This window comes from Rhizobium sp. SRDI969 (assembly GCF_025152725.1).
GTDB lineage: Bacteria > Pseudomonadota > Alphaproteobacteria > Rhizobiales > Rhizobiaceae > Rhizobium > Rhizobium leguminosarum_I.
The window spans coordinates 3854874-3876050 of sequence record NZ_CP104035.1 but is presented as its reverse complement, the minus strand read 5'-3'; the positions used below and the strand labels follow the sequence as shown (position 1 = coordinate 3876050).

Below are 21177 nucleotides of genomic sequence, written 5' to 3'. Positions count from 1 at the left end.
AAAGGCGATGGCTCTGATCGTCTATTATTCCAGCCGATCCGAGAACACCCATCGGTTCGTCGCCAAGCTCGGACTGCGCGCAACGCGCATTCCGCCAAGTGGCGCTGACGCGTTCCATATCCGCGAACCCTTCGTGCTTGTTGTGCCGACCTATAGCGGCGACGGCGGCAAGGGTGCCGTTCCCAAGCAGGTGATCCGTTTCCTCAACGATGCGGAAAACCGAGGACACATCCGCGGCGTGATTGCCGCGGGCAACAGCAATTTCGGCGAGACATACGGGCTCGCCGGCGACGTCATCTCGAAGAAATGCCAGGTGCCTTACCTCTACCGGTTCGAGCTGCTGGGCACGGAAGCGGATGTCGCCAACGTCAAACACGGAATGGAACGGTTTTGGACACGGGAACAACTCTGACGCGGGATGCGGGCGCAAAACCGCATAACACTTTTGCTCATCCCGCCGGCGAACGCCCTTTGAAAGCGGCGGAAACGCTCGACTATCACGCGCTGAATGCGATGCTGAACCTCTATGACGATGAGGGCAGGATCCAGCTCGACAAGGATCGTTTGGCTGCCAAGCAGTATTTCCTGCAGCATGTGAACCAGAACACGGTGTTCTTTCACAACCTCCGGGAAAAGCTCGATTACCTCGTCACCGAGGGTTACTACGAGCAGGAGGTTCTCGACCAGTATTCCTTCAATTTCGTGCGCGACCTGTTCGACCAGGCCTATGCCAAGAAATTCCGTTTCCCGACCTTCCTCGGCGCCTTCAAATACTACACCAGCTATACGCTGAAGACCTTCGACGGAAAGCGCTATCTCGAGCGTTATGAGGACCGCATCTGCATGGTGGCGCTGGCGCTCGCGCGCGGCGACGAGGGGCTTGCCCGCGACATGGTCGAGGAGATCATTTCCGGCCGCTTCCAGCCGGCGACGCCGACCTTTCTCAATGCCGGCAAGAAGCAGCGCGGCGAACTGGTTTCCTGCTTCCTGCTGCGCGTTGAGGACAATATGGAATCGATCGGCCGGTCGATCAATTCGGCGCTGCAATTGTCGAAGCGTGGTGGCGGCGTGGCGCTGTCATTGACGAACATCCGCGAGGCGGGCGCGCCGATCAAACATATCGAGAACCAATCGTCAGGCATCATCCCGGTGATGAAGCTGCTCGAAGACAGTTTCTCCTATGCCAACCAGCTCGGCGCGCGCCAGGGCGCGGGGGCCGTCTATCTCAATGCCCACCACCCCGATATCATGCGCTTCCTCGATACCAAGCGCGAAAATGCCGACGAGAAGATCCGCATCAAGACACTGTCGCTCGGCGTCGTCGTGCCCGACATCACCTTCGAACTCGCGAGGAACAACGAGGACATGTACCTGTTCTCGCCCTATGACGTGGAGCGCGTCTATGGCGTGCCCTTCACCGAGATTTCGGTGACGGAAAAGTACCGCGAGATGGCGGACGACGCCCGCATCTCCAAAAAGAAGATCAAGGCGCGCGAGTTCTTCCAGGTGCTTGCCGAAATCCAGTTCGAGAGCGGCTATCCCTACATCATGTTCGAGGACACGGTGAACCGGGCGAACCCGATCGCCGGGCGCATCTCGATGAGCAATCTCTGCTCGGAGATCCTGCAGGTGAGCGAGGCCAGCGAATATCATGACGACCTTTCCTACAAACATCTCGGCAAGGATATTTCCTGCAATCTCGGCTCGCTGAATATCGCCGCGGCAATGGATTCGGGCGATTTCGGCAAGACGATCGAGACCTCGATCCGGGCGCTGACTGCCGTTTCCGACATGAGCCACATCTCTTCGGTTCCCTCGATCGAGAAGGGCAATGACGAGAGCCATGCGATCGGCCTCGGCCAGATGAATCTGCACGGCTACCTCGCCCGCGAACGCATCTTCTACGGCTCCGAGGAAGGCGTCGATTTCACCAATATCTATTTCTATACGGTGACCTATCACGCAATCCGCGCCTCGAACCTTTTGGCGGTCGAGCGGGGCACAAGTTTCAAGGGCTTCGAGGAGTCGAAATATGCCTCCGGCGAATATTTCGACAAATATACAGACCGGCTCTGGCACCCGGCGACGGAGGCGGTGAGGACGCTGTTCGAGACGTCGGGCATTCACATTCCGACGCAGGAAGATTGGGCGGCATTGAAGACGGCGGTGATGGCCTCCGGCCTCTATAACCAGAACCTGCAGGCGGTGCCGCCGACGGGCTCGATCTCCTATATCAACCACTCGACCTCCTCGATCCATCCGATCGTCTCGAAGATCGAGATCCGCAAGGAGGGCAAGATCGGCCGCGTCTACTATCCGGCGCCGTTCATGACCAACGACAATCTCGACTATTATCAGGACGCCTATGAGATCGGGCCGGAGAAGATCATCGACACCTATGCGGCGGCGACCCAGCATGTCGACCAGGGCCTGTCGCTGACCTTGTTCTTCCGCGATACGGCAACGACGCGCGACATCAACAAGGCGCAGATCCACGCCTGGAAGAAGGGCATCAAGACGATCTACTACATCCGCCTTCGCCAGATGGCGCTGTCCGGCACCGAGGTGCAGGGCTGCGTGTCTTGTACACTGTAAGTTGATATTTCGCGCCGGAGCATTTTCCCCTCACCCTAATCCTCTCCCCGTTCTGACGGGGAGAGGGGACTTGCCACACGAACCGGCAATAAAGACGGAAAAGGGCGCGGCATGTCCTCTTCGCCCCGCTGGCGGGGGTCCGTAGGACGGGTCGAGACCAGTGGCTCGACCCAGGCAACGGTGCCGGCAGGCGGATGAGGGGCAAATCCGGACACATTTCTCAAGAGGGACGACCTAATGAACATGCAAATCAAACCCGCCTCCCGCGTGCGCGCCATCAATTGGAACCGCATCGAGGACGACAAGGATCTCGAAGTCTGGAACCGGCTCACCGGCAATTTCTGGCTGCCGGAAAAGGTGCCGCTTTCCAACGACATTCCCTCCTGGGCAACGCTGACGCCGGCCGAGCAGCAGCTGACCATCCGCGTCTTCACCGGGTTGACGCTGCTCGACACGATCCAGAACGGCGTCGGCTCCATCCGGCTGATGGAGGATGCGGTCACCCCGCACGAGGAGGCGGTACTTTCCAACGTCTCCTTCATGGAAGCGGTGCATGCGCGCTCCTATTCCTCGATTTTCTCGACGCTGTGCTCGACGCCTGATGTCGATGATGCCTATCGCTGGTCGGAGGAGAACGAATTCCTGCAGCGGAAATCGGCGCTGATCATGGAGCAGTATCGCTCCGGCGATCCGCTGAAGAAGAAGGTCGCGAGCGCCTTCCTCGAAAGCTTCCTGTTCTATTCCGGCTTCTACCTGCCGATGTACTGGTCGAGCCGTGCCAAGCTGACCAACACGGCCGACATGATCCGGCTGATCATCCGCGACGAAGCGGTGCACGGCTATTATATCGGCTACAAGTTCCAGCGCGGGCTGGAACGGCTCGGCGACGAGCGGAAGCAGGAGACCAAGGATTTCGCCTTCGAGCTGCTGCTCGAGCTCTATGACAACGAGGCGAAATATACCGAGGCGCTCTATGACGGCGTCGGGTTGACCGAGGACGTCAAGAAATTCCTGCATTACAATGCCAACAAGGCGCTGATGAACCTAGGCTATGAGGCGCTGTTCCCGGCCGAGGCCTGCAAGGTCAATCCGGCGATCCTGTCGGCGCTTTCGCCGAATGCCGACGAGAACCACGACTTCTTCTCCGGCTCTGGTTCCTCCTATGTCATCGGCAAGGCGGTGGCGACTGAGGACGAGGACTGGGATTTCTGAGGCTTGATCGCCGTCTGCCTCTTATCATTTGCTCTCTGATCGCCCACATTCAGCGGAAACTAAATTCGGTCCTCGCCGATGATGCGGCATAGCGGGAGTTTTTGATGTCGTCTTTTTTGAACAAGGTCGGGACTCTCGAGGCGGGCGAAGGCGTCTGGCCGATCCGCAGAAGACGGATTCTCGACTGGCTGGTGAACGAGACGCGCGGCGAGCGATTCATCGACAATATCCTGGTGGACATGTGCGAGAAGCTGCAGGCGGCAGGAGTGCCGGTGGCGCGGGCGACATTGCATTTCAGGACGAACCATCCGCAATGGGTCGGTGCCCGCATTCTCTGGAAAGAAGGCCTGGCGGAAGCGAAGATCGACACTTTCGCCTATGGTGTCGAAAACACGCCGGAGTTCCTCAGGAGTCCCGTCAATGCGATCCATCAGGGTGCGGAGGAGGTACGCAAACAGCTGGAAGACGCAGCCGACGGCGGCGAGGATTCATTCTACCAGGAACTGCGCGATGACGGCCTCACGGAGTATATCGCCTGGCCGCTCGAGCACACTTTCGGCAAACGGCATGTCGTGACATTTTCCACCAGCCGGCCGGGCGGTTTTACCAGCGAGCATGTCGATTTCCTGCGCGATCTGCTGCCGGCCTTGACGCTCGTCAGCGAAATCCGGCTGAAGAACATCATGGCGCGCACACTGCTGCAGACCTATGTGGGACCGCATGCGAGCGAACAGATCCTCTCGGGCGTCACGACGCGCGGCAGCGGCGCGACCGTCGGCGCAGCGATCATGATCTGCGACCTGCGCGACTTTACGGCGATCTCCGATCTCTGGCCGCGCGACGATGTCATCCATCTGCTCAACGATTATTTCGACGCCATGTCGGATCCGATCGAGCGGCATGGCGGAGAGATCCTGAAGTTCATGGGCGACGGATTGCTGGCGATCTTCCCATTGAGCAAGGACACGGCCTGTCATGATCTGCTGCAGGCGATCCGCGAAGGGCAGGCGTTGATGGCGCAATTGAACCAGCAATATGCGGGCAACGGACGCGAACCGCTGCGCTATGGCGTCGGCGTGCATGTCGGCGACGTTATGTACGGCAATATCGGCTCGCGCCGGCGGCTGGATTTCACCGTCATCGGCCCTGCGGTCAATGTCGCCTCTCGGCTGGAAACCTTGACCAAGGAGGTCAAGCGTCCAGTGCTCTTGTCGCGGGCCTTCGTCGAAATGGCGGACTGCGCGAAGGACATGGATAGCCTCGGCACTTTCCCGCTGCGCGGGCTTGGAGAGCCCGTCGATGTTTTTGCCTTTCCGGAGCGTGTTGCCGCATAGTTTCAGTGCAGGCAGGCTCATACGCCTCGCTTGTTTCCCCAGAGCAGCACGTGCAATTGGGGCAGTACGCGTACCGAAAACCATTGGTCGGCCGTCACCTTATCGACAAGCCAGTGCATCCGATCCATCACGCCGTCGATATCAACGCGCGCGTCATCGTCATCGGGCGGCGGCGGCGTATGATTGCCGGGCTGAAGGAACAAGGGAATTTGGGGATAGCGCTGCCCCGCCTGTTGGGCGAATTCGTAGTCGGTTTCATCGAAGACAACGATCTTCAATGCGACCTCCGGTCCGCCGGCGGCCAGTTGAAGACAATGATCCACCTGGTTCCAATCCGTCAGCATTCCGCTTGATGGCGGTTTGGGGCTGATGACCAGGGTGTCGAGATCGCGAAACCAGCCCTGGGCTACGCTTCCCTGTGTTTCCAGGGCGAAGCGATATCCTTGCGAATGGCCAAGCTCGATCAGCGGCTTTAAGGGCTGAATCGCCGGATTGCCTCCGGAAAGGGAAACCGTCAGTGGCTTTCCCCCGGAGAGTTCGGTGACTTTATGCCAGATCGCCTCAGTGGACATGGGAATCCATTGATCCCGGAATGCGCTGTCGACCGCGTGAAGACTGTCGCACCAGGAACACCGATAGTCACAGCCGCCTGTCCTCACGAACACAGTCGGCAGCCCGATCAAAGCACCTTCACCCTGTATGGTCGGGCCAAAGATTTCGCTGACGCGAATGCTCCCCACGCTCACGGCCTGTACTCCGCCCAGGTTTTAGGGGTCTCGCTGACGCGAACGGACGATGTCTCCGGGAAGCGCTGTTTGCACCAGTCGTAAAAGTGCCTTGCCAGAAATTCGGAGGTAACTTTCGAATGGCCGAAGACATCGTTCAGGTGACGATGATCGAAAGTTTCGTCGATATAGCGTTTGAGCGGCGAGAGGTCGTGATAGTCACGGACGAAGCCATCATCATTCAGGTTTTCCGCAGCCAGTTCGACGACGACGACGTAGTTGTGACCGTGGAGCCGAGCACATTGATGGTCGACAGGCAGGTGATCCAATTGATGGGAGGCGGAGAGATGAAACTCCTTGGTGATGCGGTACATCAACGCACCTCCGTGGCCGAGTATCGCGACACGGCCGCTCTCCAAAAGTCCGGGTCTTCGTACTCCGTGGGATCGGGAACGCCGGCAAGATGGAAAGCTTCACGGCGTTCCACACAGGTTCCGCAGCGCCCACAGTGAAGTTCGCCGCCTTTGTAGCAGGACCAGGTCTCCGAGAACGGCGTGCCATGTTTTGTGCCGTCAACAACGATCGCCGCTTTGGAAACATCGACGTATGGGGCAAGCAGTTTCACGCTGGCATAACCGTCCAGCGCTTCGTTCTGCATGCGCTGGAAAGCATCGATGAAGCCCGGTCGGCAGTCCGGATAAATGAAGTGGTCGCCGCCATGCACGGCGACGGCCACGGCATCTGCTTTTTGCGCAGCAGCCAAACCGAACGCGATTGCCAGCATGATGGCGTTGCGGTTGGGCACGATGGTGGCTTTCATAGTTTCCTCGGCGTAGTGGCCATCCGGAACCTCGACATTATCAGTCAGGGCCGATCCGCTGAGATGGCCGCCGATGCCGGCGATGTCGATGATATGATGGGGAACGGAGAGGCGTAAGGCACATCTGGCGGCGAAGTCGAGTTCCTTGCGATGCCGTTGGCCGTAGTCGAAGGAGACGAGACCGATAAGTTGTTTTTCCGTCGCTACCTTATGAGCAAGCGAAACGGAGTCCAGTCCGCCGGAGCAGACGACGATGGTTTTCATATTTTGGATCCCTTGTTTTGACCGGGTGGGCTGCGACCGGATTAAGCGGTGCTTCTAGGACAAATCACGCGTCATGGAAACAGTTTTGAAGCGTGAGCGTCATTAAACGATGAGATGACATTGATTTCACGGCGGTGGCTTCGGGGTGCTAGCGCCTCCCATAGCCGAGTAGCCTAACCGATCGGAAAGTTGATCTGCGGCGGCAGCAGGAGCTGCAGATCCTCGGCGTCCGGATTGCTGATGCGCTGCAGCAGCATGCGTCCCAGATCCTCGCCGGCCGCCGTCAGGTCCTCGTGGATAGTGTCGACCTTCGGCTGCAGCTGGGTGAGAAGGCGGGACGTCTCCTTTGCGACGATATCGTAATCGACGGCGAGTATGCGGCCGGCATCGCTCACGCCGCTGATGACGGCGAGCGCCGAAACTTCGCCGGGACAGATGAAACCATCAGGAGCATCCGGGGCATCAGCGCGGCTGCGGATGAAGTCGCGCAGCACGTCTGCCGGTGTATCGAGATCGACTGCCTCGGGGATTTCATAGGCAATGCCTGCCTCCCGCACCGCCGTCATGAAGCCGTGCAGGATATGCTGGCAGAAGGTCAGCCGTTTTGGCGGCAGGATCAACATTACCTTTTTGCGGCCCTTGGCGATCAGCCGGCGCGCCGCCTCATAGGCAAAAGTGAAATTGTCGTAGTCGACATAGGGGTGCGGCGTCGAAAATTCGGTGCGGCCGTGGCAGACAAAGGGAAAGCCGGTTTCGAGCAGCAGGCGGACGCGGGCATCGAGCGGTTCGGTGCGCGTGAAGATCAGCCCGTCGGCGAGATGGTTGCGGATGATGTATTCGGCGGCCTCGATATCGGTCGTCGACAGGAAGTTCGGGGCGACGACAAGATGGTAGGAGGTTTCCTTCAGCGCCTTGGCGATGCCGTACATGATCGAGGTACTGAAACCGACCACTTCCTCGTGCGAATCGAGCAAGATGGCGATGACGTTGGTGCGGCCGGTCTTCAGACGCTGCGCGGCGCGGTCGGGGAGGTAGCCGATCTCGCGGGCGATGCGGTGCACCCGTTGACGGGTCTCGAGCGAAATCTGCGGCGCATCGGAAAGCGCCCGTGACACCGTCGTCACCGCAAGGCCGGCGATCGTGGCGATCGTTCGCAAGGTCGGCTTGCCGCGCTTATGCGTGATATCGAGATTTTCGCCGCGCTGCGGTCGGGACGGTTCGGTCACCCTTGGTTTTCCATGCTGGATTTGCCGACACAATAACACGACGATTTCAGCACGCAATCGACGAATGAAAACGTTTTAAATTTTAACGTTTTGTTAGTCACGAATATAATTCATAGCAAATTCAATAGAATGGCGAAATAACCATATTTTTCTCGACTGCCGAGAAAGGGCTTGACGGCCTATGACTTATAACGTTTTAAATTAGCAACCGCGCGGAGGAGTGCGGCCGTATGCTGACCGCTGCAAGAGCGGGAGGCGTCGGGCGGCTGGGAGGTCCCGCCGCCGATTTGCAAATGGGAGGAAATTCATGCGCAAGTTTTTGAGCTCGGCAGCTGTTGCTGTCGTGATGATGGCCGGCCTCAGTGCGGCCCACGCCGCCGACGTCAAGGAAGTACAGATGCTGCACTGGTGGACGTCGGGCGGCGAGGCAGCGGCACTGAACGTCTTGAAGCAGGATCTTTCGAAGGAAGGTTTTGCCTGGAAGGACGTGCCGGTTGCCGGCGGTGGCGGCGATGCGGCGATGACGGCGCTGAAGGCAATGGTGGCGGCCGGCACCTATCCGACAGCCTCGCAGATGCTCGGCTATACCGTGCTCGATTATGCCCAGGCCGGCGTTATGGGCGATCTGACCGAGACGGCGAAGAAGGAAGGCTGGGACAAGTCGGTTCCGGCAGCCCTGCAGAAGTTCTCGGTCTATGACGGCAAGTGGGTTGCCGCCCCGGTCAACGTCCACTCGGTCAACTGGCTGTGGATCAACAAGGCGGTGATGGACAAGATCGGCGGCACCCAGCCGAAGACCTTCGACGAGCTGATCGCGCTGCTCGACAAGGCCAAGGCCGCCGGCGTCATCCCGCTGGCGCTTGGCGGCCAGAATTGGCAGGAAGCGACGATGTTCGATTCCATCGTGCTGTCGACCGGCGGGCCGGAGTTCTACAAGAAGGCCTTCAACGACCTCGACGAGGAATCGCTGAAGTCCGACACGATGAAGAAGTCGTTCGATAACCTCGCCACGATCATCAAGTATGTCGACCCGAACTTCTCGGGCCGCGACTGGAACCTGGCGACCGCCATGGTCATCAAGGGCGATGCGCTGGTGCAGGTGATGGGCGACTGGGCCAAGGGCGAATTCGTCGCCGCCAAGAAGACGCCTGACACCGACTTCCTGTGCTACCGCTTCCCCGGCACCGACGGCAGCGTGGTCTACAACTCCGACATGTTCGGCATGTTCAACGTTCCCGATGACCGCAAGGCGGCCCAGGTGGCGCTGGCGAAGGCAACGCTGTCGAAGAGCTTCCAGTCGGCCTTCAACGTCGTCAAGGGTTCGGTGCCGGCTCGTACCGACGTTCCCGATACCGACTTCGACGCTTGCGGCAAGAAGGGCATCGCCGATCTGAAGGCAGCCAACGAGGGCGGCACGCTGTTCGGTTCGCTGGCGCAAGGCTACGGCGCCCCGCCGGCGATTGCCAATGCCTACAAGGATGTCGTCTCGAAGTTCGTCCACGGCCAGATCAAGACCTCCGACGAAGCCGTCAAGCAGCTCGTCCAGGCGATCGACGACGCCCGCTGAGACCACGTGTGATGACAAATGCTTCCCCGCATCTCGCGGGGAAGCTTCAGGCTCCGCGCCGATCATGCGGGATGATCATGCAGGGCGGATTGCCCGGACGATTATGCAGGGAGGAGATGATATTCCATGAGCACCGTTGCGACCACCGATCCGGTTCTGACGCCGCGGCAATCGACGGCGATCTCGTTGCGGGGCCGGCTGCAGGATGCGCTGCCGAAGATCGTCTTGGCGCCGAGCTTCGTCATCACCATCATCTTCGTCTACGGCTTCATCGTCTGGACGGCCTATCTCTCCTTCACCAATTCCAAGACCTTTCCCTCCTATGCGCTGACCGGGCCACGCGCCTATCAGCGGCTGTGGCGCTGGACCTTCGAGAGCGATCCGCCGTCCTCCTGGTATACTTCGATCACCAACATGGCGATCTTCGGCTTCCTCTATATCGGCATCTGCCTGGCGCTCGGCCTGCTCCTCGCCATCCTGCTCGATCAGAAGATCCGCGGCGAGGGTCTGCTCCGGCCGATCTTCCTCTACCCGATGGCGCTGTCGTTCATCGTCACCGGCGTTGCCTGGAAATGGTTCCTCGATCCCGGCCTCGGGCTGGAACAGACGCTGCACCATTTTGGCTGGACCAGCTTCCACTTCGACTGGATCAAGAACAAGGACTTCGTCATCTACACCGTCGTCATTGCCGGCGTCTGGCAGGCGTCGGGCTTCGTCATGGCGATGTTCCTGGCGGGCCTGCGCGGCATCGACGGCGAGATCATGAAGGCCGCCCAGATCGACGGCGCCTCGCCATTCCAGCTCTATCGGCGCATCGTCATTCCGCTGCTGCGGCCGATCTTCCTCTCCGCCTTCATCGTGCTCGCCCATATGGCAATCAAGTCCTACGACCTGGTGGTGGCGTTGACCTCCGGCGGCCCCGGCGGCTCGGCCTGGCTGCCGTCCAACTTCATGTATGAATACACCTTCAAGCGCAACGAAATGGCCGTCGGCTCGGCCAGCGCCATCATCATGCTGATGACGATCTCGGCGATCATCGTTCCCTATCTCTATTCCGAACTGAAGGAGAAGGCCCGATGAGCAGCGTGACCTCTTCAACCCAGACCTTGGCCGCAGCTTTGCCGCAGGGTGGCGATAACAGGACCAACAACACCCGCTGGATCGGCCGCACCGTCATCTATGGCCTGCTGCTGATCTTTGCCGTCCTTTATCTGATGCCGCTCTTCGTCATGCTGACGACCTCGTTCAAGACCATGGACGAGATCCAGAACGGCAACATGCTGGCGCTGCCGCAAGCGCCGACCTTCGATCCCTGGATCAAGGCCTGGGGCGAGACCTGCGTCGGGCTGACCTGCGCCGGCATCAAGGGCTACTTCTGGAACTCGATCAAGATGGTGGTGCCGGCCGTCGCAATCTCCACCATCATGGGGGCGCTGAACGGTTATGTGCTGACCAAATGGCGCTTTCCCGGCCATACGCTGGTGTTCGGGCTGATGCTGTTTGCCTGCTTCATCCCGTTCCAGTCGGTGCTGCTGCCGATGGCAACGATCCTCGGCTCGCTCGGCCGCTTCGGCGCCACGCTGCAGAACGCCACCGGCTTCAACTTCGGCTTCGGCAATCCGACGGTCAATCTGGTCTTCGTGCATGTCGTCTATGGCTTGGGCTTCACGACGCTGTTCTTCCGCAATTTCTACGAGGCCTTTCCGACCGAGCTGGTCAGGGCCGCCCAGGTCGATGGCGCCAGCTTCTTCCAGATCTTCCGCCGCATCATGCTGCCGAACTCGCTGCCGATCATCGTCGTCACGGTGATCTACCAGTTCACCAATATCTGGAACGACTTCCTGTTTGCCTCGGCCTATGCCGGCACCGGTGAATCCATGCCGATGACGGTGGCGCTGAACAATGTCGTCAACACCTCGACGGGCGTCGTCGAATACAATGTCAACATGGCGGCGGCGATGATCGCCGCCGTGCCGACGCTCATCGTCTATATCCTCGCCGGCCGCTACTTCGTGCGCGGTCTGATGGCGGGCGCTGTCAAAGGGTAATCCATGGCCTTCCTCGAAATCTCCGGTCTCAAAAAGCGCTTCGGCGCCGTCGACATTCTCAAGGGGATCGACCTCGAACTGGAAAAGGGCGGCTTTCTCGTGCTGGTCGGCCCGTCCGGCTGCGGCAAGTCGACCCTGCTCAACACCATTGCCGGGCTGGAGACGATCACCTCTGGCGATATCAGGATCGACGGGCGCGACATCAGCGGTCTGCATCCTTCCAAGCGCGACATCGCCATGGTGTTCCAGTCCTATGCGCTCTATCCGAACATGACGGTGGCGGGCAACATCGCCTTCGGCATGGAGATCCGCGGCGTGCCGAAGGAGGAGCGCGCCAGGGCGATCGCCCAGGTCTCCGACATGCTGCAGATCGGCCATCTGCTCGACCGCAAGCCGAGCCAGCTGTCCGGCGGCCAGCGCCAGCGTGTCGCCATGGGAAGAGCGCTGGTGCGCAATCCGCAGGTCTTCCTGTTCGACGAGCCGCTCTCCAATCTCGACGCCAAGCTGCGCGTCGACATGCGCACCGAGATCAAGCGGCTGCATCAGCGCATGGGCACCACCTTCGTCTATGTCACCCATGACCAGATCGAGGCGATGACGCTGGCGACCAAGATCGCCGTATTGAAGGATGGCGTGCTGCAGCAGTTCGGCACGCCGGCCGAGATCTATAACAGCCCCTCCAACATCTTCGTCGCCGACTTCATGGGATCGCCGGCGATGAACCTCTTGACCGCCACCGTCGAAAACGGCGCCGGCGGCCTCGAAGTCTCGCTGGAGCGGCCGAATGCCGCCCCGCTCCGATTGCCGGTCATCTCAGGCAATCACGGCCTGACCGCCTATACCGGCAAACAGGTGATCTTCGGCATCCGCCCGGAGGCGCTGACCGATCCCGATGGCGCCGACCGCAAGGCGCGCGCGCTGACCGAGGGCGATTGCCTGATCGAGGTGGTCGAACCCGCCGGCTCCGACACCTTCGCCGTCACTAAGCTCGGCGGCAAATCCGTCGTCGCCCGCCTGCGCGCCGATACCGGCATCGCTCCCGGACAACAAACCCGCCTCGCCTTCAATCTCGACAAGGCCGTGTTCTTCGATCCAGCGAGCCAGGTCCGGATTGGGTGAGGGTCGTTAGAGCGCCGCGCGTCGGTAAGACGCGCTAAGGACGCTCTAACACTCTGAGTTTGCGCATAATCCTTTCCGAAAATCGACTTCGTTTTTCGGGGTTATGCGCTAGCCGGCCGTGACACCGAGTGTCACCGGCGCGAAACGCGTGGAGACCGCTTCGACGGTGATCTCGCCGGTAAACCCCGTCGCCTCCAGCCAGAAGCCGGCGGTGCCGCCCTGCAGCGGCACATTGGTCGGGCCGACGATCCTTGCCGGACCGTGAACCTTCAGCGAAATGCTGTCGTTCATGAAGGGCAGGCGCTGGCCGCGCTGGTCGAGGGCGCGGATGATGACCCGCGTGCTGTCGCGTTCGCGGGCCTTCAGCGTCGAGCTATCGGCAACCACTTCCAGGGTCGTCGGCAGCGGATCGGCCGCCAACGTCAGACTGGCCACCGGCTCGCCGCCGATATAGCCGGTGAAAGTGCCGTCGATCCATTCGAGACCCCAGGTGCCGAGTTCATCGGCGGTGAAGTGCCGATGGTCGAGCACGACGGGCGGATGCGGCAGATGCGGATAGTTCTCGCGGTCCGGACCGATGCGCTTGCTGAGCGAGCCATATTGCAGCTCCACCTCGTCGCAGTTGGTCAGGATGATCAGCGGCAGCACGCCGCCGATATTGCGTTCGCCGCGCGCCCAGAAGGTCACCGGCTGCATGACGATCTCCTCGGAAGGGTCGCACTGGCTGATATAGGCATAGGCTGCGAATTTCGGCTCGCGGAACATGTCCATGACGCCGTGATAGCAGATGCGGTCGCCGGAGCCGAAATCCTTGTGGGTGTTGTAATCGAACATGCACCAGCCGATGGCGCCGGAGATATCGGGATCGCCATAGGCGGCATTCAGCACTTCCAGGTGACGGCGCACATGCTCGGCCTGACGCTGCTCCTGGTCATAAATCTTGGTCGGGTGCATGTGGCCGTTGAACTCGGTGATGAGGTACGGCACCTTGTGCGACAGTCCGGTATTTTCCTGCTGGGCGCGCAGCGCGGTGCGCGGACGGTTGGCGCCCGGCAGCTCTTCATTGCCGAGGATGAAGTCGTTCATCGTGTAGACGTCTTCGAGCAGCTCGCTCTCGGTGAGATAACGCACGCCGCCGGTCTGGCGGGTGCTGTCGAGTTCACGGGCGAGGCGATTCGTCTCGGCGTAGAAATCGTGATTATCTTGCGACTCGTTGATGCGCACGCCCCAGATGATGATCGAGGGATGGTTCCAGTCGCGCTCGATCATGCGACGAACATTCTCGATCGATTCCTGCTGCCATTCGGCATCGCCGATATGCTGCCAGCCAGGGATCTCTTCGAAGACCAGCAGGCCGATCGCGTCGCATCGGTCGAGGAACCATTTCGACTGCGGATAATGCGAGGTGCGGACGATATTGCACTTCAGCACCGTCTTCATGATGTCGGCGTCACGCTCTTGGGCGGAGCGGCCGGCAGCATAACCGACATAGGGGAAGGCCTGGTGACGATTGAGGCCGCGCAGCTTCAGCGGCTTGCCGTTCAAGAGGAAACCTTCCGGCGTGAATTCGGCAGTGCGGAAGCCAAACCGTGTGGAAAGACGGTCGGAGCCGTGTTCGGTCCTGAGTTCGACGGTGACGTCATAGAGCGTGGGATCGGTGATGTCCCAGAGGGCAATGCCGGTGAGGCCGCCAAAGGAGAGCGTGGTGCGGCTGCCGATCGTTTCGGTTGCGGCAGTGGCGACCACCGTGCCGTCGGCCTGTTTCAGCGTGGCGGTGACGGTCGCCGAGAAGCTGCGGCCGTCGGGGTTGGCGATGTCGACGCGTATGGTCGCCGATTTCTCCGGGCGAAGAACGTCGGTGGTTTCGATCTTGAGATTGCGGATCGAGACCGGGTTGGTGACCTTCAGCCAGACATCGCGGTAGATGCCGGCATAGGTCAGATAATCGATGCGGCCGCCGAAAGGGGGAATGTCAGGGTTCTCGCTGCCGTCGATCTTGACGGTGACGAGGTTCTCGCCCTTGACGAGCTTGCCGGTGAGGCGGGCCTCGAAGGGCGTGTAGCCGTCCTTATGGGCAATGATTTCTTCGCCGTTCAGATAGACGACGCTGTCGGCCATGGCGGCGTCGAAGACGAGCGAGATCTCGCGGCCCTCGAATTCCGGCAGCCAGCGCAACACCTTCTGGTAGGTGAAGGCACGCTGGTAGCTGGTCTCGTCGAAATAGCTGAAGGGCAGTTCGACGGCGGAATGCGGCAGGCTGACCGACTTGGCGGCATCGAAAGCTTCGAGCAAACGCTGGCCGAAGCCCTCATGGAAACTCCAGCCTTCGTTGAAGGAAACGACGGAACGCATGTCAGGCTCTCCAGGTTGCTGCATCAAGGACGGTGCGGCGCCTTTCGGCGCATGAAAATTGGGTCATAATATTCCTCCTTGATGCAATGGATATGCGAGCTGTCAGAACCGGATGCGGTCAGAAAACCGCTCACAAGTTTCGGCATCAGGCTCTGAGGCGCGCACATCGAATCTCATTCGTGTGACGCGCTTTAGCTTTTTTTACGGAACTCGTCATCCCGGAACGGCGATCTTGAAGCCGGCGCCCTGATCCTCACGGATATTGTGCGCCGGTCGTTTTGATGTAAATCGAATAGACCGAGCGCGTCGCGGTGATGAAGAGCCGGTTTTTCTTGGGGCCGCCGAAGGTGAGGTTGGACACCGTCTGCGGCACCCTGATCTTGCCGAGCAGGGTGCCGTCCGGCGAAAAGCAGTGTACGCCGTCGGACGCGCTCGTCCAGAGATTGCCGCTGACATCGAAGCGGAAACCATCAGGGTTGCCGACGTCTAGGCTGCAGAAATAGCGGCTGTTGGCAAGCGCCCTGCCGTCTACGACGTCGAAGACGCGGATATGGCGCGGCACGTCATGTTTTGATGAGCCGGAGTCGGCAATATAAAGCTTCGTCTCATCGGGCGAGAAGGCAAGGCCGTTCGGTTGGATGAAATCGTCGACGACAGCGTCGATCGCGCCGCTTAAGGGGTCGATCCGGTAGACGTTGCGCGTCGGCTGCTCGGGCTCGGCCTTGTGGCCCTCGTAATCCGACAGGATGCCGTAGGTTGGATCGGTGAACCAGACCCCGCCGTCGGAGTGCACGACGACGTCGTTCGGCGAGTTCAGCCGTTTGCCTTGGTAGCTGTCGGCGAGAACGGTGATGGTGCCGTCCGTCTCGGTGCGGGTGACGCGGCGGCCGCCATGTTCGCAGGAGACCAGCCGTCCCTGCCGGTCGCGGGTGTTGCCGTTGACGTAATTGGAGGGCGAACGGAAGACGGAGACGGTCCCATCCGGTGTCCAGCGCATCATCCGTTCATTCGGGATATCGCTCCAGAGAAGGCAGTTCAGGTCGGCAAACCAGACCGGGCCTTCCGTCCAGCGGCAGCCGGAATAAAGCTCCTCGAGGCCGGCGCTGCCGATGACCATTGCACCGAAGCGTTCGTCGCGGATCTCATAAATCGGATTGTCGCCCATGCCAGTTTCCTCCCTGAATGCTGCCGTTCTTTTCCTATCGGCAAAAACCTGGAGGTGCCAGAGCCCGGCGATGGAAATGCCGGGCTCCGGTTTCGTCAGAGCACCGCGACCGGATGCGGCGAGCCGTCGTAAGCGCCCCAAATCGACTGGTCGAAACAGATGACCGAGCCGGTCATCAGGCCGGATTCGGAAGACGACAGGTAAGCGCAGGCGCGCGCCACCTCGTGCGGATCGACGAGGCGGCCGAAGGGCTGGCTTGCTGCCGCCTTCTCCAGCCAGTCGGCGGGGGCATCGTGATATTCGCGCTGGATCCGGTCCTCGCCCTCGGACGCCATCCAGCCGATGTTCAGACCGTTGACGCGAATGCGGTTGCGCAGGAGCGCGTAGGCGGTGTTCTTCGTCAGCGTTTCCAACGCGCCCTTGGAGGCGCAATAGGCGGCGATGAAGGGCTGGCCGGCTTTGGCCGACATCGAGCCGATATTGACAATCGTACCCTCGATGTTTTGGCGGCGCATGACCTTCACCGCCTCCTGCATCAGGAAAAACGGCGCGCGAACATTGACGGCGAAAATGGAGTCGAAGAGCTCCGGGCTGGTATCGAGGATGGTGCCGCGATCGGTGATGGCGGCGGCATTGACCAGCGCATCGACACGGCCGAAGGTCTCGTCACAGGCGCGCACGACATTCTGTGCATCCTCGATCTTGCCGAGGTCGGCTTTGACGTAGACGATTCTGGCGCCGGTCGCAGCCGAAATCTCCGCCGCCTTCGCCTTGCCCTTGGCTTCGTTGCGGCCGCAGATGACGATGCCTTCCGTGCCGCGTTCGGCGAAGAGGCGGGCAATGGTCGCGCCCAACCCTTGCGTGCCGCCGGTGACGATGGCGATCTTGCCGTCCAGGCGGCCGTGGTCTGTGCTCATGTGGTTCCTCCATTTGTAATGATTTGCGTGGCCTCCCGCCGGTTCGGGAGGCTGTTATGTCCGTGCGGATGCCCCCTCATCCGCCTGCCGGCACCTTTGCCTGGGTTGAGCCACCGGTCTCAACCCGTCCTTCGGCCCCCCGCTGGGGAGAAGAGATTCGCGGCAACGTCTCGATTTCCCCTTCTCCCCTCGGGGAGAAGGTGCCCGTAGGGCGGATGAGGGGGCTCCAGCCTCCAAGTTAGCTCAACTTCTTGCCCGCCTGCTCGGCAAGTGCAGCCGTAAAGGCTTCATCGCTCCAGCCTTCCCGCAACGCCTCATGCATCAGTTGCGCCTGCGTTTTCGGCGCCAGTCCGCCGAGCGGCGGGTCGCGGTCGAGGTTGGTCGGGAAGGAGTAGCCTTCGGCGCAGGCGGCGACGGCGTTGGCGATTTCGTTGGGCGAGAGCCTGCCCTGCAAGGCCTTCAAAGCCGGAAACAGCCTGGCGCTCATCCTCTCGCGATTGACGGTTTCCATTGCCCGGCCGAAGGCGGAGGAGATCTGAAGGAGATTGGCGACACGTTTGATATCGGCCGAGCGATTGGTGCCGGCGGCATGGAAGAGGGCGGGATTGAAGACGACGACGTCGCCTTTTTCGAGCGGCAACTGGACATGGTTGGTCTCGAAATAATCCCGGAACTCCTGCCGCTTCAGCGCGAGATAGCCCGGTACATAGGTCTGACTGTGCGGCAGGAAGAGCGTCGGGCCGCTTTCGAGCGGCATGTCGCAATGGGCGACCGCACCCTGCAATGTCAGCACCGGCGAGAGCCGGTGCACATGCGCCGGGAATTGTTCGATCACCTTCGACGACTGAAAGCCGAGATGATAGTCGCGATGCGCCGACTGCGCCGAACCGCCCGGATTGACGCGGTTGACCTGCGCCGTCATCTGGTAGCTTGGGCCGAGCCAGGCTTCGCTGGCCAGAGCGATGATGGCATTGCCGTAATATTCGGCGAAATTTGCCGGATCGGCTAGGCAATGTTTTTCCAGCGAGTTCCAGATACGGTCGTTGGCGCCGGGTTTGGCAAAGTGATCGCCACCGCCGGTCGAGGTGCGGTGCTGTTCCTCGATGATCGCATCGAAGATCACGCTGGCTCGACCGATGATGCCGGTGTCTTCGTAAGCGCGCTTGAACACGACGACACCAGGACCCTCGCCGAAGGCGTCGCAGATTTCGGCTAGCACGGCGCGTCGGCCTTCTGGCGTTGCGGCCGCCATCATCACCTTGCGGCTGTCATAGATCAGCACGTTTTTTTCGACCGCAGATGCCGAGGGGTAATCGGCAAGTGCCGTCGTCTTTTCTGCAAGCGCGCGAAACTCATCGAGATCGCAGGCGTCTTCACTCAGCCAGACACGGTCGGCGCGCAGTTTCTGCTGGTTGTCGGTCTTCATGGCGGGCTCCTCCCTCGTTCCAATGGAGGCACTATACGCCGCGATGCCAGGTGATATAGATCAGAAATCCATCAAAAAACCATCAGGCCGGTCGCATGGCACACCTCTTTCTCGTCAAGGATATCGCCTTCCAAGCAGGGCTCAGCACCGCGACCGTCGACCGGGTGCTGAACGGCAGGCCGGGTGTGCGCCGGCAAACCGAGATGCGGGTGAAGGCGGCGATCGCGGAGCTGGAGAAGCAGCAGGCAGGTGCAATGGGCAGCGGCCGCATGCTGGCGATCGATATCGTCATGGAGACGCCGCGGCGTTTCAGCGATGCGGTGCGGGCCGCCTTCGAGGCGGAGATGGCGACCTTCCTGCCGGGTGTCTTCCGCTGCCGGTTCCATTTTGCCGAGGTGATGAAGCCGGCCGAACTGGTGCAGCTTCTCGATCGCATCCGGCTGCGCGGCACGCACGGCATCGTACTCAAGGCGCCTGACGTCGTCGAGGTGGCCGCCGCCGTCGCGCGGGCGGATGCGGCCGGCATTCCCGTCGTGACGCTGGTGACCGACCTGCCGAATTCGGCACGCATCGCCTATGCCGGCGCCGACAACCGGGCGGCGGGAGAGACCGCCGCCTATCTGATCGGCGAATTTCTCGGGAGTGATGGTGGCAAGGTGCTGGTGACGCTGTCGAGCGGGCGGTTCCGTGGCGAGGAGGAGCGCGAAATCGGCTTTCGCCGCGTCATCCGCGCCCGTTATCCCGACATCGGCATTACCGAAATCAGCGAGGGGCACGGCACCGATGCTGTGACGGGAACGCTTGCCGCGGCAGCGCTTGCGGCCGACCCCGACATCAGCGCCGTCTATTCGATCGGCGGCGGCAACCGGGCGGTGCTTGCGGCCTTCGACATGGCCAAACGCCCCATCCGCGTTTTCGTCGCTCATGATCTTGATGCGGATAATCGCGCCCTGCTTGCCGCGCGCCGGATCGGCTTCGTGCTGCATCATGATCTCAGAACCGATGCGCGTTCGGCCTTCCGGGCGATCATGAGCCGGGCGACTGCCTTGCCGCGCGCGGTTACGCCCTCGCTTTCATCAGTCGAAATCGTCACGCGCTACAATATGCCCGCGGCCGATTGAGCCAATTGACTTTCCTTCGATGCCGGATTCGGGCTACAGCTTTGACACGAGTGAAGGTGAGCGGCATGGATTACAGTGACGTCAGCACGATTGCAGCCTGGATCACGGAGCAGGGACTGAAAGGCGCCTCGGAAGCCGAGCTCATGACCGGTTTCTGCGCAGCTTGCCGGGATGCCGGCCTGCCGCTCGATCGCGGTCTGGCGCTGATGGATACGCTGCATCCGGTGCATGAGGGCCGCGCCTTCCGCTGGGACAGCGTCGAGGAAGTCCAGACCGAATTCGAATATGGTCCGACGATCTCGGGGGAGGCGGCGTCGAACTGGCAGCGTTCGGCCTTCTATCATCTTTGGTCTCGCAACGAGCGGGAGATACGCCGGCGTCTCGGCTTCGGTGATCCGATCGATTTCTCCATGCTCGATACGATCGCTGAAGCCGGTCACACGGATTTCGTGGCGATGATGCATCGTTTTTCCGAGGCCGGCACGATCGGCGAGATGGATTGCTTCTTCTCGCATTTCGCGACGAAACATCCGGAGGGCTTTTCCGATCACGACCTCGCCATCCTGCGCAAGCTGGTGCCGGTGCTGGGGCTGGCGATCAAATGTATCGCGCTCGGGCGTATCGCCCGCACCATCGCCGAGGTCTATCTCGGCGAGGACGCCGCGCGCCAGGTGATGGAAGGCAAGATCAGCCGCGGCAAATCGGAGCGGATTTCCGCGGCGCTCTGGTTTTCCGACCTGCTGAACTACACCAAGATCTCCGACAGCGTGCCGCCGGAGGAGATCATCCCGCTGCTTAACGACTATAGCGAGGCAGTGATCACGGCGATCCACGAGTCCGGCGGCAACGTGCTGAAGTTGATCGGCGACGGTGTGCTCGCCATCTTTAAGGGTGCGGTGCCGGCGGAGACATGTCGTGCGGCGCTGAGCGCCGAATCGTTGCTGCGGGAAAAGCTGACCACGCTGAATGCCGTGCGTGCGACCGACGGCCGGGCGACGACCGACGTCTATATCGGCCTGCATATCGGCGACGTCTTTTACGGCAATATCGGCAGCCAGGACCGGTTGGACTTCACCGTCATCGGACCTGCCGTCAACGAGGTCAGCCGCATCGCCTCGATCTGCCGCTCGGTCGATCTCAACGTCTTGATGTCCTCCGATTTCGCCGCAGCGATACCAGAGGAGGAACGCACATCACTCGCCTGCATCGGGCGCTATGTGTTGCGCGGCGTGCAGCGCGCGCAGGAACTATATACTCTCGACAGCGCCCGGCTGAACGGCTGAGTT

18 protein-coding genes are annotated in these 21177 nt (G+C 60.9%); 10 read left to right on the top strand and 8 right to left on the bottom strand.

Annotated features, from left to right (window positions below; all coding sequences use genetic code 11):
• Nucleotides 1-7 precede the first annotated feature (7 nt).
• The 4 genes from nrdI to N2A41_RS19180 all read left to right on the top strand — a co-directional run bounded on the left by nrdI (nucleotide 8) and on the right by N2A41_RS19180 (nucleotide 5141).
• Nucleotides 8-412: a class Ib ribonucleoside-diphosphate reductase assembly flavoprotein NrdI gene (gene nrdI / locus N2A41_RS19195; protein WP_260109489.1), complete on the top strand. Its 405-nt coding sequence runs from the start codon at nucleotides 8-10 to the stop codon at nucleotides 410-412.
• Complete coding sequence (gene nrdE / locus N2A41_RS19190) at nucleotides 391-2595, top strand: class 1b ribonucleoside-diphosphate reductase subunit alpha (RefSeq protein ID WP_260109488.1); 2205 nt, start codon at nucleotides 391-393, stop codon at nucleotides 2593-2595. The genes nrdI and nrdE overlap by 22 nt, the downstream gene beginning before the upstream one ends.
• Nucleotides 2596-2832: 237 nt before the next feature.
• The gene (nrdF, locus tag N2A41_RS19185; protein WP_260109487.1) at nucleotides 2833-3807 is read left to right on the top strand and encodes a class 1b ribonucleoside-diphosphate reductase subunit beta; all 975 of its coding nucleotides are present in this window, start codon (nucleotides 2833-2835) and stop codon (nucleotides 3805-3807) included.
• Nucleotides 3808-3911: 104 nt separating this feature from the next.
• Complete coding sequence (locus N2A41_RS19180) at nucleotides 3912-5141, top strand: adenylate/guanylate cyclase domain-containing protein (RefSeq protein ID WP_260109486.1); 1230 nt, start codon at nucleotides 3912-3914, stop codon at nucleotides 5139-5141.
• 17 nt (nucleotides 5142-5158) lie between these two features.
• Here the strand turns inward: N2A41_RS19180 and queE are convergent, their stop codons facing one another.
• The 4 genes from queE to N2A41_RS19160 form a co-directional block, all read right to left on the bottom strand.
• On the bottom strand, nucleotides 5159-5887 hold the full coding sequence (queE, locus tag N2A41_RS19175) for a 7-carboxy-7-deazaguanine synthase QueE (protein WP_260109485.1): 729 nt from the start codon (nucleotides 5885-5887) through the stop codon (nucleotides 5159-5161).
• Complete coding sequence (gene queD, locus N2A41_RS19170) at nucleotides 5884-6240, bottom strand: 6-carboxytetrahydropterin synthase QueD (protein WP_260056795.1); 357 nt, start codon at nucleotides 6238-6240, stop codon at nucleotides 5884-5886. Before queD ends, queE begins: the two co-directional genes overlap by 4 nt.
• Nucleotides 6240-6950, bottom strand: a complete 711-nt coding sequence (gene queC / locus N2A41_RS19165) for a 7-cyano-7-deazaguanine synthase QueC (protein ID WP_260109484.1) — start codon at nucleotides 6948-6950, stop codon at nucleotides 6240-6242. Before queC ends, queD begins: the two co-directional genes overlap by 1 nt.
• A gap of 173 nt (nucleotides 6951-7123) precedes the next feature.
• The gene (locus tag N2A41_RS19160; protein ID WP_260109483.1) at nucleotides 7124-8176 is read right to left on the bottom strand and encodes a LacI family DNA-binding transcriptional regulator; all 1053 of its coding nucleotides are present in this window, start codon (nucleotides 8174-8176) and stop codon (nucleotides 7124-7126) included.
• A 307-nt stretch (nucleotides 8177-8483) separates the two neighbouring features.
• Between N2A41_RS19160 and N2A41_RS19155 the strand changes: the two genes are divergently transcribed.
• The 4 genes from N2A41_RS19155 to N2A41_RS19140 all read left to right on the top strand — a co-directional run bounded on the left by N2A41_RS19155 (nucleotide 8484) and on the right by N2A41_RS19140 (nucleotide 12910).
• Nucleotides 8484-9743, top strand: coding sequence for an ABC transporter substrate-binding protein (locus N2A41_RS19155; protein ID WP_260109482.1), 1260 nt, complete (start codon nucleotides 8484-8486; stop codon nucleotides 9741-9743).
• A gap of 126 nt (nucleotides 9744-9869) precedes the next feature.
• The gene (locus N2A41_RS19150; RefSeq protein ID WP_260109481.1) at nucleotides 9870-10823 is read left to right on the top strand and encodes a carbohydrate ABC transporter permease; all 954 of its coding nucleotides are present in this window, start codon (nucleotides 9870-9872) and stop codon (nucleotides 10821-10823) included.
• Nucleotides 10820-11791, top strand: a complete 972-nt coding sequence (locus N2A41_RS19145; protein WP_260109480.1) for a carbohydrate ABC transporter permease — start codon at nucleotides 10820-10822, stop codon at nucleotides 11789-11791. The genes N2A41_RS19150 and N2A41_RS19145 overlap by 4 nt, the downstream gene beginning before the upstream one ends.
• 3 nt (nucleotides 11792-11794) lie before the next feature.
• Entirely contained in the window at nucleotides 11795-12910 is a 1116-nt protein-coding gene (locus N2A41_RS19140) for an ABC transporter ATP-binding protein (protein ID WP_017963935.1), read from the top strand.
• 108 nt (nucleotides 12911-13018) lie between these two features.
• Here the strand turns inward: N2A41_RS19140 and N2A41_RS19135 are convergent, their stop codons facing one another.
• The 4 genes from N2A41_RS19135 to N2A41_RS19120 all read right to left on the bottom strand — a co-directional run bounded on the left by N2A41_RS19135 (nucleotide 13019) and on the right by N2A41_RS19120 (nucleotide 18770).
• Entirely contained in the window at nucleotides 13019-15262 is a 2244-nt protein-coding gene (locus tag N2A41_RS19135) for a glycoside hydrolase family 2 protein (protein ID WP_260109479.1), read from the bottom strand.
• Between the two features lie 253 nt (nucleotides 15263-15515).
• Complete coding sequence (locus tag N2A41_RS19130) at nucleotides 15516-16427, bottom strand: SMP-30/gluconolactonase/LRE family protein (RefSeq protein ID WP_260109478.1); 912 nt, start codon at nucleotides 16425-16427, stop codon at nucleotides 15516-15518.
• Between the two features lie 95 nt (nucleotides 16428-16522).
• Nucleotides 16523-17344 (bottom strand): SDR family oxidoreductase, encoded by an 822-nt coding sequence (locus tag N2A41_RS19125; protein WP_260109477.1) that lies wholly within the window; start codon nucleotides 17342-17344, stop codon nucleotides 16523-16525.
• Nucleotides 17345-17582: 238 nt separating this feature from the next.
• Nucleotides 17583-18770 carry a phytanoyl-CoA dioxygenase family protein gene (locus N2A41_RS19120; protein ID WP_260109476.1) on the bottom strand — a complete coding sequence of 396 codons (1188 nt, stop codon included), beginning with the start codon at nucleotides 18768-18770 and terminating at the stop codon, nucleotides 17583-17585.
• 95 nt (nucleotides 18771-18865) lie between these two features.
• On the opposite strand from N2A41_RS19120, the gene N2A41_RS19115 reads away from it, so the two are divergent.
• Together N2A41_RS19115 and N2A41_RS19110 are read left to right on the top strand one after the other, a co-directional pair.
• On the top strand, nucleotides 18866-19891 hold the full coding sequence (locus N2A41_RS19115; protein WP_260109475.1) for a LacI family DNA-binding transcriptional regulator: 1026 nt from the start codon (nucleotides 18866-18868) through the stop codon (nucleotides 19889-19891).
• Between the two features lie 65 nt (nucleotides 19892-19956).
• Nucleotides 19957-21174: an adenylate/guanylate cyclase domain-containing protein gene (locus tag N2A41_RS19110; RefSeq protein WP_170259899.1), complete on the top strand. Its 1218-nt coding sequence runs from the start codon at nucleotides 19957-19959 to the stop codon at nucleotides 21172-21174.
• Nucleotides 21175-21177: the final 3 nt, after the last annotated feature.